Here is a 788-nt window from a genome sequence, read left to right as displayed (position 1 = left end):
CGAAGCTGGACGACACTGACCGGAACCGGATCGAGCGCGACGGCGTACGGCCGCTGTCCGCCGACGACGGCCTCGCGCTGTTCGACGCCGCCGTGGCGCACGGCGACCCGGCACTGGTGCCGATCAAGCTTGACCTCCGTGCCCTTCGGGGCCACGGCGACCAGGTGCCCGAGGTGCTGCGCGGTCTGGTCCCGGCCGCCCGCCGCCGGAGCGGCACGGCCGGTGCCGGGTCGACGGAGCTGCGGCGGACGCTGGCCGCCCTGCCCGAGGACGAGCGTGAACAGGCCGTGCTCGACCTTGTTCTCGCCCAGGTCGCGGTGGTGCTCGGATTCGCGTCCGGGAAAGACGTCGATGCCCGGCGCGTCTTCAGCGAGCTGGGCTTCGACTCGCTGACCGCCGTCCAGTTCCGCAACGCCCTGAACGAGGCCACCGGACTGCGGCTCCCCGCCACCCTCGTCTTCGACTATCCGTCCCCGGCTGTGCTGGCGCGGAAGGTGCTGGACGACCTGCACGGGACCCAGCAGGACGTGCGGGTGCGGTCCGTCGACGCGGCGTGGCACGAGCCGATCGCGATTGTTGGGATGGCGTGTCGGTATCCGGGTGGGGTGGGGTCTCCGGAGGATTTGTGGGGTGTGGTTGCGGAGGGGCGTGATGTTGTTTCGGGTTTTCCGGGTGATCGTGGTTGGGATCTTGCTTCTCTGGTCGATGTGACGGGGGAGCGTCCTGATTCGAGTTATGTCGATCAGGGTGGGTTTCTGTATGGGGCGGGGGAGTTCGATTGCGGGTTC

At 69.2% G+C, this 788-nt stretch carries 1 protein-coding gene; it reads left to right on the top strand.

The annotated features are described in order from the left end of the window. Nucleotides 1-164: 164 nt before the first annotated feature. Nucleotides 165-788: acyl carrier protein (locus JK364_RS54510; protein ID WP_307841737.1), on the top strand; the 624-nt coding region annotated here is incomplete at its 3' end.

This window comes from Streptomyces endocoffeicus (assembly GCF_016741935.1).
GTDB classification, from domain to species: Bacteria; Actinomycetota; Actinomycetes; order Streptomycetales; family Streptomycetaceae; genus Streptomyces; species Streptomyces endocoffeicus.
The sequence above is the reverse complement of the archived record's forward strand: the minus strand, read 5'-3'. Positions and strand labels throughout refer to the sequence as shown.